Genomic DNA, 8,978 nt, shown 5'->3' on the forward strand with positions numbered 1-8,978 from the left:
AAGACGTCCAGCGGGCCGCCCGGGACGCCCTCCCAGAACAGGATGTCGGCGCGGCCGGACGTGGTCAGGGTCGGCATCACGAAGAGCTCGCCGACCACCGGCACCCGCCGGTGGAGCGCCCCCGTGCCGTCCGCCCATCGGCCTCGGTCGGGCAGCCAGTAGACGATCTCCAGGCCCGGGTCCTGCAGCGCCTCGGCCATGACCTGCTGCAGCTCGTCCGCGTCCGGGCGACGCTGGAGCCCCGAAACCAGCCGCAGAAGCACGCCCGCCGCGTGGAAGCGGGCCAGGAGCAGACCGAGCAGCATGGACAGAGGCACCGCCCAGAACAGCATGACCAGGAAGGTCCCCGACAGCACCGAGGCGTTCGTGACCACGAACACCGCGACCGCCAGGGTGCGCAGGATCGAGACCACCAGCAGCGGGGTGAGCGTCCGGCGCGCGCCGGGGCTGGAGCGAACCAGCCGGTCCAGAAGCGAGAGCGCGGCCGCGAGCAGCACCGCGGCGCCTAGCCAGCGGAACGCCGTCAGGAACCCGTCGGCGACCTGCGGCAGGTCGGCGAGGAGCAGCGGGTTCCGTGGACAGTCCGGGGAGCACGGCACCAGCGGGCCGGGCAGGGGGACAGTCGCCGAATACAGCACGGTCGGCAGCCACAGCGCGGTGGCGGTGAAGCCGCCGGCGGCCACGATGACGCGGTCGTGCCGTGACCGCAGTCGCCCCGAGGGGAAGCTCAGCATCACCCAGACCAGTACGAACTCGGCAAGCTGCCCCAGCGCCCGGCCGATGCCGAAGGCCCAAGGATCCGCCGCGGCGCCGAGCCCGCGCACGGCGTACGCCACGCACAGCACGGCCAGCAGTCGCGCCAACCTCCGGTCCGGCGGGCGCAGCCACAGCAGCACCGTGGCCAGCGAGACCAGAGCCACTCCGACGGCCGCCGGCGTGGCCGCGGATCCGAGGAGTCCGGTCATGGCCGGGCAGCGTCGAGGTACAGAAGCGTGGCGCGGACCCGCCGGCTGATGTCGGCGTCACCGGTGAGTCCCAGTCGGCTGAAGATCTCGCTCGCGTGCTTCTCGACCGCGCGCACCGTGAGGAACCGGTCCCGCGCGATGGCCGCGTTGCTCTTGCCCTCGGCGATGTCCGCGAGCAGTTGGCGCTGGCGCGGGGTGAGGGCGACGAGGGCCGGGGCCCCAGCACGCCGACGGCGTACGAGGTCCTCGACCAGGGCGGAGTCGATGTGGCACTCGCCCCTGGCGACCGTCCGGACGGCGGAGACGAGCAGGTCGAGGTCGTGCACACGGTCCTTGAGCAGATAGCCGCGGCCCGCCGCGCCGGACTCCAGCAGCCGGGCGGCCAGATCGACGTGCCGCTCCTGGCTGAGCAGGACCACCCCGACGCCCGGATGGGAGCGCCGGAGCCCGTCGGCCAGACGTACCCCCTCGTCCGTGAACGAGGGCGGCATCCGTATGTCGCAGATCAGGACATCGGGCGCGGTGGCGGCGACGGCTGCCGTCGCCGACGGCTCGTCGGCCGAGGTGCCGACGACTTCGACGGCGTCGCTCAGCTCCAGGAGCCTGCTCAGTCCCTCCCGGATGAGGAAGCTGTCGTCAGCGATCAGCACACGCAGCGGGGTCGTCTCCTGCTCGCGTGCGCCCGGACGATCGTCGGGCGCGGGCACCGAACCTCCTGGGACCTGCCTTTCCATGTACTGCTCCGAAGCTACCTGTCCGGGACGTGGATGCAAAGCCGTCGGCAGGCGTCGGCACGGTGGCCGCTCGGGGCGGCGTACGGACCCCGCCTCAGCTGCGGCTGGACTTCCGTACGGTGCACGTGGTGCCGTCCGCCGGGCACCAGTGGGTGCGGCCGCCGACCAGATGGAGTTCGAGGCCGGCGCCGCGCATCCCGTTCTGGTCCAGCGCGGCGCGCAGGGCGGTGGGGGCGGGCTGGGGCGGGAGCCCGAGGACGCCCACGACGACGACTCCGTTACGGGCCTCGACCGAGGCGATCTGCCAGTTGCCCGCCGCGGCCCACCGCTCGGCCACCGGTCGCGTGTCCGCGGCGAGTGCCCGGTCCTGGGCGATGGAGACACTGCCCGCCGTGAGCGGCACCGCGACGAGGAGCACGACGGCCGACACCGCGGCCAGCATCCGGCCGCGGAACACGCCCACCGCGGGACGCCCCGCGATGCCGGCGCCGGCGCGGACTCCGTAGGCCAGGAAGACCACCGTGCCGGTGGCGATGACGGCGGCGACGCTGGTGGTGAACAGCAGCGCCGACTGGCTCGCGTCGTGGAGGGCTCCGGCGGCGAGCGGCCGTACGACCCGGAGGCCCGGACGGCCCGCGTGCCCCCGCCTCGGGAGCCGCCCTCTCCGCCCTTTGTGCACCTGCACCAACATGCAGGTCGGCGGCACACCCGGGCCTCGTATACTCGCCGGTATGACGTCTTCCCCCAGCCCTGGGATCAACCCCGCGGATCTCGCCCGCACCCTCCTCGACAGATCCGGCGAGCTGGCCGACCGGCTGACCGACCGCATCGTCGCGGAAGACCGGTTCTACTCCGACAGCGAGGACGAGACCCGGGACCTGCTGCGCGGCGCCTGTCTCGCCAACCTGGAACTCGTCCTGGAACAGCTGGCCGGCGGCGGCCCCCTGCGGACCGGGGCGGCCCGCTCGATCGGGCAGACCAAAGCCGGCCTCGGCGCGCCGCTGGAAGCGGTGACACACGCCTTCCGGACCGGGGGCCGGTTCATCTGGGAGACGCTGGTCGCGGAGGCGGGCGATCGAGCGGGCGAGGCGCTGCTGCACACGGCGTCGGACATCTGGTCGATCATCGACGCCTACTCCGAGGCCGCCACCGACGCCTACCGCGCGAGTGTCGAGGACCTGGCCGCACGGGACGCGCGGACCAAGGAGCGGCTCCTGGCCGCGCTCCTCGACGGCGAGGTGCGGGACTCCGCCGACCTGTGGGAGAGCAGCCGTACACTCCGGATCCCGCGCCATGGCACGTTCCTGGTGGCCACCGCCGAGGCGGTGGACAGCGACGGGGAGGCGCCGCCCGGCGAGGAGACACTGCCCTGCGTGGAGGAGAGGCTCGCCGAACTGCGCGTGCGCTCGGTGTGGCGAACCGACGGCAAGGGGCAGGTCGGCCTGCTCAGCCTGCCCTCTGCCGAGGTCCTGCCCGCCGTACGGGACCTGCTCGCCGGTCTCGCCGCGGCCCGGTTGGGACTGAGCGCGTCGTTCACCGGCCTGACCCAGGCCGGTGACGCACTGCGGCAGGCACAGCTCGCGGCCTGGTGCTCGCCGCCCCGGACCCGGGCCGTCGTGCGCTACGAGGACGTCCCCCTGCAACTGCTGCTCGTCCGGCAGCCGGACGTCGGCCGTGATCTGGCGGACCGGGTGCTGGGCGGGCTGCCCGCGGCGGGGCCGGAGCGGGACACCCTGCTCGAAACGCTGGAAGCCTGGTACGCATCGGGCGGGTCCACCTCCGCCGCGGCCCAACTGCTGTACTGCCACCGCAACACCGTGCTCTACCGGCTCCGGCGCGTCGAGGAGCTCACCGGTCGGTCCGTGAACGATCCGGTCGCCTCGGCCGAGCTCTACGCCGGGCTGCAGGCGGTGCGCCTGCTGCCCGGTGACGCGGCGGCCGGAGTGCCCGCGGAGACCGCGGCCGCCGCGCTCAAGGCCGTCAGCTGACGACGGTGGACTGCATGGACGTCACGGACGGTCCGCGGTCGAGCTTCGGGGCCCGGCTGCCGGCGGCAGGTCCTGTTCGGTCCAGATGGTCTTCCCCCCTGGCGTGTAGCGGACGCCCCAGCGCCGGGTGAGCTCGGCGCAGATGTACAGGCCGCGGCCGTTCTCGTCGACGGTGCGGGCGTGCCGCAGGTGCGGGGCGGCGGGGCTGGAGTCGGAGACCTCGCAGGTCAGGGCGCGTTCCTTGATCAGGCGCAGCCGGATCGGGGGTGCGCCGTAGCGAACCGCGTTGGTGACCAGTTCGCTGGCGACGAGTTCGGTCGTGAAGGCAAGGTCGTCGAGGTTCCATTGACCGAGCCGGCGGCGGATGTGGGCGCGGGCGGTGGCCGCCGACGTCGGGTGGTGGGGCAGTTCCCACTGCGCGACGTTGCCGGCGTCGAGGGCGCGGGTGCGGGCCAGCAGGAGGACGGCGTCGGCCGCTTCGGGCGTCGCGGAGGCCGCGCGGACCAGGTCCGTGCACAGCTCGTCCAGCGGGCGCTGCGGGTGGGTAAGAGCCAGGCGGAGCCGTTCGGGGCCCGCGACCGCTTCGGCGGCCGGGCCGGTGCCACGAGCGAGGAAGTCGTCGGTGCACAGGGCGAGGAGGCTTCCCGAGGGCAGGCCGAGGTCGGTCACGGCGAAGGGCAGGTGGTCGCCGTTGTCGTCGCCGAGCGGTGGTGTGGCGGGGATGTCGAGGACCCGGGCGGTGCCGTCGGGGTACGCCAGCACGGGCGGGGGATGCCCGGCGCCGGCGATCGCGCACTGTTCGGTGAGCGGATCGTAGATCGCGTACACGCACGAGGCGCGGAGGGTGTACGGGTGCCCGGCCGCGGCGCCCGGCAGGGCGGCCAGCTCGGCGGCCAGCCGAGCGACCGTGTCGTTCAGGCGGGAGAGCATTTCGTCGGGATCCAGATCGATCGCAGCGAGTGTCTGGATGGTGGTGCGCAGCTGCCCCATGGCCGTCGCGACGTGCAGGCTGGGGCCGGTGACCTGGCCCACGGTGAGGGCGACGCGGGCGCTGGAGAGGGGGATGATGTCGAACCAGCCGCCGCCGGCGCCGGTGACGGCGCGGAACGCGGCGGTCTCGACCGCAGTCCGGTCCGGTTCGCTGTCCGCGGGCAGCGGGCGCTGGAGGGCGAGGGCCACGGTGTGTTCTCGGGTGTAGTGGCGCGCGTTGTCCAGGCACAGGGCGGTACGCGCGGTCAGATGAAGGGCCACGTCGAGATCGTCCTGCTCGAACGCGTCGCGGCCGGCGGTCCGGTAGCAGGTCACCGTGCCCAGCACGGCGCCCCGCAGCGCGAGGGGTGTGACGATCGCCGAGCGGGCCTCGTCGGGCAGTGCGGGCCACGAGCCCGTGTCCTCCCGGGTGAACAGGCGGGGGGCTTCGAGACCGTCTGTCGGCACGCCCCGTTGTCCTTGCCCTCCCTCCTCGTGTACTCCCGCGAAGCGCTTCGCCGCGGTCCGGCGGAGCGGCACCGAGGGCCCGGCCGCGGGTGAGGGTGCCTCCTCGCCGCGGAGTACCGGTTCGAACAGGTCCACCACGGCGGCGTCGGCGAAGGCGGGCACCAGGACGTCCACCAGCTCGCGGCACGTGGTCTCGAGGCTCAGCGTCCGCCCCACCCGCTCCCGCCCGGCGTTCACGATGGCGGTGCGGGACCGCGCGCGCTCGCGGTCCGTGACATCGATCGCGGTCACGGCCGCGCCCAGCACGCGGCCACCGGGATCCTCAAGGCGGAAGACGGACGTGGAGTACAGGTGCTCGCGCTCCGGGTCGGTGCGGGGACGGCTGCGCACCAGACGGTCGAGGACCGGTTCGCCCGTGGTGATGACGCGCCGGACCATGGCGTCGGCCGCCTCGGGATCGGACAGCCGGTACACCTCGCGGGCACCGTGCCCGACGATGTCCTCCGCAGGGGTCCCGCTCAGCCCGACCGAGGCCGGGTTCACTCGGACCACTCGTAGGTCGGGATCGAGAATGTGCAGCCCGAACGGCGACTCGGTGAACAGCGCGCGCATCAGCGAACGCTCGGACTCGGCGTCGTCCCGCTGTGCCTCGCGTGCCATGGGTGGGTCGCCTCCGGGTCGCAAACCGGCGGGGCCGGTCGATGTCGTGCACCAGCCTTCCCCGTGTCGGCCCAACGCGCATGTCGTCAGCAGGCCTCCCACGTCTCGGCGCCCGGGGGTGAGGCGGACTGGCGCGCCGGGGGCGCGACCGCGACGAGCAGAGGACGGGTGATCTGTTGCTGGGCTTCATCGGGCTGGCCGAAGGCGAGGAGGCCGCGTACCGGGCGCTCGTACAGCTGGGCGCGGCGACCTCGGAGGACATCGCTCGGTACCTCGGACTCGGCGAAGAAGAAGCGGCTCGGCTGCTCCAGCGAATCCTGCGGCATGACCACGCGGGCGACAGGTGACCCGAGCCACCATGCAGCCGGCCCGCCGCCGCTCGCCTTCGGCGGTGCGCTCGCCGAACGCAGACACGCGCTCCAGCCGGCCGAGGCCGCGGTGGCCGTGCTCAACGAGGACTACCGCCGGCGCGCCGCCGGCCATGCGTGGACCGACCCGGTGGAGGTGGTGACCGGCGTCGAAGCGATCGGGCACCGCTTCCAGCAGTTGCAGAAGGGGGCGACGCGCGAGCTGCTGGCCCTGGTCACCTCCGCACCCACAGCCGTACGCGGTGAGGAGAACGAGGCGGAGGAGCAGGCCACCGCGCGAGGGGTTCACAACTGCTGGGCAAGCACATCGTTGTGGCGAACGTGGACACGATGGGGTGAACGGTGTGACGAGCTGCGGGTATGCCCGGCAGGGGTGTGCGTAGCGTTCTCGGTGCGATCTGGGACGCCGGGTGTGACGTCAGCAGTCGGGGCCCCCGTGTCACCGGCGAGATGGTTCGGGGCCTCCCCATCGCCTCCGGCCACACCCACATGGCCAGGTCGTAGGAATTCCGCCCGCCCGGGACGGACCGCATACGGGATGTGCGTCGCCGACCGGGACGCGAAAGCGGAGGACCAGTGCGCCCAAGACCGTTCGGGGCGTACCGGTGAGCCAGAACTCACTCCTGCTCACCGCCCAGGAACGGTGAGCTATCGGGTGGTGATCAAGCAGGCCGTACTGGAGCAGCCGTCCACGATGGCGGAGCTGTCCGGAGCACTCCACCGCACGCGGCAGGTACGGGTGGTGGACCGCGTCCCCACCAAACTGGTGGTCGCGGACCGCTCGGTCGCCCTTCTGCCGCTGCTGTCCCCGGCCGAGGAGGAGGCGGCCACTGAGGCGATGGTGGTGCGGGCCGGCGGACTGGTGCGGGCGCTGGTCGCGATGACGTACAACGGGCCGCCGTTCGCGGACAGTGCGTCTACCGCGAGGGACATCGGGTCGGTGCCGTCGTCGCCGGAGGAGCTGCCGAGGCCCGCGACACCCAGCTCGCCAGGGTCGTCTCGTTGATCCCCAGGTCCTGCGCGACCTCGGGGACCGGCTTCTCGGTCTCCGTCACGATGCGTACCGCCCCCTCACGAAACTCCGCCGTGAACTTCCGACGCTTCTCCGCCATGACAACCAACATCCCCTGCTGTCACGGACTCCACGCTACGAGGGGAATCGCAGATCGGTCTTGCTCGGGAAGTGCTTGGAGATGCTGGGCCCGGAGGCGCCTGCCGCCTCGCCGATGTCTGTACCCGAGCCCATCGGGCTGCAGCCCACGACGCCGATTCGGCCGAACTCGCGCATGCTCATGCTCGCGTGTCGTCTCTCGAGGCAGCCCTCGGCCGCCGTACGGGTCCGGGGCCATCCGGTTGCCACGGAGGCCGGTCTACCGCCATTCGGCATACGCGCCCGGGTCGCAGAGTTCGAGGACGATCTCGCCCGTCTCCGGGGCGGCTTCCGCCACGGGGCGCACCCGCGCGCCGACATGCACCAGGTGCGGCGCCGCGCCCACGACACGGCACCGGAACACGAAGCCTTCGGGCAGCCGGACGAGGGACTCGTTGCGTGCTGCCTCTGTGTAGCGGTGCACCACACTGGTCCGCACGACGACGCCGAGGCCGTCACTGCGTACGGAATCCAGATCGCTCGACGCGCAGACAGGGCAGAGAAGCCGCCGGAAGGACGCGGTGCCGCACCAGCGGCAGTGCTGATAGATCAGTCCGGCTTCACCCTGCGCCGTCGGTGCGGCATCGATCGCTGAAACGGAATGGGACACGTCTCGACCCCCTGAACTCGGCTCGTGCGCCGGCGTCGTGGCTCGACACGGACGCAGACGCACCTTATGGCACTGAGTGCCGAATAGTAAAGGTACCGAGTTCCTTCTCTGTGGTCAGTCCTCGGCGAGAGCCGCCTCGACCCTCTGCACCACACGCCACATCGGCGTGCCCTTGGAGGCGACCACCACGACGACCTCGTCGTCGTCCGCGGCCGGCCCCGCGGCGCTCGCGTCCTTCGCCCCCCAGACTTCCTGTACGACACCGAGGGCGTGGTCCACCGCGGCCTCGGCGTCACCCTCGCCGCCCGAACGCAGCCACGAGCGCAGGCCGTTGTTGTGCGCGGCGACCACAGCAGCGGCGATCACCTCGGCGTGCAGCGGGCCGTCCGGCGTGCCGACGTAACGGCCCCGCAGGTATTCGGCCATCGTCCGTTCGTAGCGGCGCACCACGGACAACTCGTAGGTGCGCAGGCCGGGAACCTCCCGCGTGAGGTGGTAGCGCTGGACCGAGAACTCCGGATTCGCCGCGTACATCCTCAGGACGAGCCGGGCCGCATCGCACACCGTGCTCACCGGGTCGCCGCCGTCGGCCGCGTCCAGAAGCGCGGTCATGTCGGCGAGGCAGCGCTCGTGGTCGGGGAAGACCACGTCCTCCTTGGAGGGGAAGTACCGGAAGAACGAACGCCGTCCGACCCCGGCCCGCGCAACGATGTCGTCCACGGTGGTCCGCTCGAAGCCCCGTTCCAGGAAGAGTTGGAACGCCGCCTCGGCGAGCACCTCCCGCATGGGGGGTTTCTTCACTGGTCTGCGCGCCTCGGTCATGCCGGGAACCTAACACCAATTCCGGCCGTTCGACACTACGTACCTTTACAGAGGGTACTGAGTGCCATATGGTCACCTCAGGACCCCACCCAGGTAGGAGAGCCGGCGTGAGCTTGAGGATCGTTGTCTGTGTGAAGTATGTGCCGGACGCCACCGGTGACCGGCATTTCGCCGATGACCTGACGCTGGACCGTGAGGATGTCGACGGTCTGCTGTCGGAGCTCGACGAGTACGCGGTGGAGCA

Annotated in this window: 10 protein-coding genes and 2 pseudogenes; 4 read left to right on the forward strand and 8 right to left on the reverse strand. The window is 72.1% G+C overall.

The genetic code is table 11. From position 1 onward, the window contains the following. From AB0I23_RS40570 to AB0I23_RS40580, 3 genes are all read right to left on the reverse strand, one after another. On the reverse strand, positions 1 to 965 hold a 965-nt coding region (locus AB0I23_RS40570; RefSeq protein WP_359118199.1), incomplete at its 3' end, for a styrene monooxygenase/indole monooxygenase family protein. Continuing rightward, entirely contained in the window at positions 962 to 1,672 is a 711-nt protein-coding gene (locus AB0I23_RS40575; RefSeq protein ID WP_359118201.1) for a response regulator transcription factor, read from the reverse strand. The genes AB0I23_RS40570 and AB0I23_RS40575, both read right to left, overlap by 4 nt. A gap of 121 nt (positions 1,673 to 1,793) precedes the next feature. Further along, positions 1,794 to 2,378 carry a hypothetical protein gene (locus AB0I23_RS40580; protein WP_359118203.1) on the reverse strand — a complete coding sequence of 195 codons (585 nt, stop codon included), beginning with the start codon at positions 2,376 to 2,378 and terminating at the stop codon, positions 1,794 to 1,796. A 52-nt stretch (positions 2,379 to 2,430) separates the two neighbouring features. On the opposite strand from AB0I23_RS40580, the gene AB0I23_RS40585 reads away from it, so the two are divergent. Beyond that, entirely contained in the window at positions 2,431 to 3,687 is a 1,257-nt protein-coding gene (locus AB0I23_RS40585; protein WP_359118205.1) for a PucR family transcriptional regulator, read from the forward strand. Between the two features lie 21 nt (positions 3,688 to 3,708). Here the strand turns inward: AB0I23_RS40585 and AB0I23_RS40590 are convergent, their stop codons facing one another. After that, the gene (locus tag AB0I23_RS40590; RefSeq protein ID WP_359118207.1) at positions 3,709 to 5,784 is read right to left on the reverse strand and encodes a SpoIIE family protein phosphatase; all 2,076 of its coding nucleotides are present in this window, start codon (positions 5,782 to 5,784) and stop codon (positions 3,709 to 3,711) included. Positions 5,785 to 5,960: 176 nt separating this feature from the next. On the opposite strand from AB0I23_RS40590, the gene AB0I23_RS40595 reads away from it, so the two are divergent. Both AB0I23_RS40595 and AB0I23_RS40600 read left to right on the forward strand, forming a co-directional pair. After that, entirely contained in the window at positions 5,961 to 6,131 is a 171-nt protein-coding gene (locus tag AB0I23_RS40595) for a helix-turn-helix domain-containing protein (protein ID WP_359118209.1), read from the forward strand. Between the two features lie 664 nt (positions 6,132 to 6,795). Beyond that, complete coding sequence (locus AB0I23_RS40600; RefSeq protein ID WP_359118219.1) at positions 6,796 to 7,158, forward strand: hypothetical protein; 363 nt, start codon at positions 6,796 to 6,798, stop codon at positions 7,156 to 7,158. A 4-nt stretch (positions 7,159 to 7,162) separates the two neighbouring features. On the opposite strand, the pseudogene AB0I23_RS41915 reads toward AB0I23_RS40600, so the two are convergent. The 4 genes and pseudogenes from AB0I23_RS41915 to AB0I23_RS40620 all read right to left on the reverse strand — a co-directional run. Further along, positions 7,163 to 7,276, reverse strand: a pseudogene (locus AB0I23_RS41915) (transposase); the annotation flags it as partial. A 23-nt stretch (positions 7,277 to 7,299) separates the two neighbouring features. Then, entirely contained in the window at positions 7,300 to 7,446 is a 147-nt protein-coding gene (locus AB0I23_RS40610) for a TetR family transcriptional regulator (protein WP_359118213.1), read from the reverse strand. 76 nt (positions 7,447 to 7,522) lie between these two features. Next, positions 7,523 to 7,912, reverse strand: coding sequence for a Zn-ribbon domain-containing OB-fold protein (locus tag AB0I23_RS40615; protein WP_436847072.1), 390 nt, complete (start codon positions 7,910 to 7,912; stop codon positions 7,523 to 7,525). 114 nt (positions 7,913 to 8,026) lie between these two features. Further along, positions 8,027 to 8,734, reverse strand: coding sequence for a TetR family transcriptional regulator (locus AB0I23_RS40620; RefSeq protein WP_436847073.1), 708 nt, complete (start codon positions 8,732 to 8,734; stop codon positions 8,027 to 8,029). A gap of 107 nt (positions 8,735 to 8,841) precedes the next feature. Here AB0I23_RS40620 and AB0I23_RS40625 point away from each other — a divergent pair. Continuing rightward, positions 8,842 to 8,978: pseudogene (locus AB0I23_RS40625) on the forward strand (electron transfer flavoprotein subunit beta); the annotation flags it as partial.

It is taken from the genome of Streptomyces atratus (genome assembly GCF_040655115.1).
Classification (GTDB): domain Bacteria; phylum Actinomycetota; class Actinomycetes; order Streptomycetales; family Streptomycetaceae; genus Streptomyces; species Streptomyces atratus_D.

What these genes read in the sequence shown, in the direction of transcription:
- AB0I23_RS40585 (WP_359118205.1), top strand. Translation starts at nt 2,431, where the DNA reads ATGACGTCTTCCCCCAGCCCTGGGATCAACCCCGCGGATCTCGCCCGC.
- AB0I23_RS40590 (WP_359118207.1), bottom strand. Translation starts at nt 5,784, where the DNA reads ATGGCACGCGAGGCACAGCGGGACGACGCCGAGTCCGAGCGTTCGCTG.
- AB0I23_RS40610 (WP_359118213.1), bottom strand. Translation starts at nt 7,446, where the DNA reads ATGAGCATGCGCGAGTTCGGCCGAATCGGCGTCGTGGGCTGCAGCCCG.
- AB0I23_RS40620 (WP_436847073.1), bottom strand. Translation starts at nt 8,734, where the DNA reads ATGACCGAGGCGCGCAGACCAGTGAAGAAACCCCCCATGCGGGAGGTG.